We start from the raw sequence: 1,217 nt of genomic DNA on the forward strand, positions 1-1,217 counted from the left end.
CGCCGCCTGGAAGCCCGAGAAGAGGATGAGGTTCTTCCCATCCGGCGCGAAGCGCTTGAGATGGTGGAGCACGCGGCCGCCCGTTGCCATTCCGCTGGCCGAGATGATGACCTTTGGGGCGGGGTTGGCGGTGAGTTCCTTGGATTCCTCCACTTCGCGCACATAGTGCGCGACGCTGCACGCCGCTTCGCACTCGGCGCGGGCCAGGCGATGCTCGTCCATGAAATCGCACATCAGCCCGCTCGCGTTGATCGCCATCGGGCTGTCGAGGAAGATCGGGATGTCGCGGAGGCGTCCCTGCGCGCGCAGACGCGAGAAATGATAGAGAAGCGACTGGACCCGTCCCACGGCGAAGGCCGGGATCACCACCGTCCCTCCTCTCTCGACGCATCGTTCGACATGATCTCCAAGCGTCTTTGTCGGATCGACCTGCTCGTGGCGCCGATCGCCATAGGTCGATTCCACCAGGACATAGTCGGCGCGCGCGGGCGGCTCGGGATCTTTCATCACCGAATCGCCGTAACGGCCGATGTCGCCTGAGAAGAGGATTGTCCGCCCCTTCCAGTCGATCTCGATCGACGCCGCGCCGAGGATGTGGCCGGCGCGATGATAGCGCACCCTGATGCCGTCCGTGACTGCATGCCACGCTCCGAACTCGATCGGCCGGAAGAGCTGCAATGCCAGACGCGCGTCAGCCTGGGTGTAGAGCGGCAGCGCCGGCTGGTGCCTGGAGAAGCCGTGCCGGTTGGCGAACTCCGCATCCTTTTCCTGCAGATGACCGCTGTCGGGAAGAAGGAGCTCGCACAGGGCCGCGGTCGCCCGGGTGGCAAGGACGGTACCGTCCCAGCCCAGGCGCGCCATGCGCGGTAGCGCGCCCGAGTGATCGAGATGAGCGTGGGTCAGCAGGACTTGGCCGACATCGGCGACTTCGGGTGGAATTGGCGCCCAATTAAGGCGGCGCAGATCCCTGGGTCCTTGAAACAGGCCGGAATCGACAACGATCTGAGTTTCACCATCGTCCACCAGATAACGCGACCCTGTGACCGTTCCCGATGCGCCGAGAAAGGCGACGCCGAGACCATCGGCCGGGCGCTTAGCCAGATCGATCCTTGCTTCGCGCTCGAGGACGGTCACGCCGGACTGGTTGCGGGAATGGTGCCGTTTCTTTCTCTTGTGCATGGACGCGGGCCTGCCTCTCACGATTATGTTCGTGAGCG

1 protein-coding gene is annotated in these 1,217 nt (G+C 64.4%); it reads right to left on the reverse strand.

Annotation, left to right across the window (positions count from 1 at the left end):
- On the reverse strand, window positions 1–1,179 hold a 1,179-nt coding region (locus tag BGN95_RS08115; RefSeq protein WP_286772291.1), incomplete at its 3' end, for an MBL fold metallo-hydrolase.
- Window positions 1,180–1,217 lie beyond the last annotated feature (38 nt).

Source organism: Sphingomonas sp. 66-10, from assembly GCF_001897045.1.
Lineage (GTDB): Bacteria > Pseudomonadota > Alphaproteobacteria > Sphingomonadales > Sphingomonadaceae > Sphingomonas > Sphingomonas lycopersici.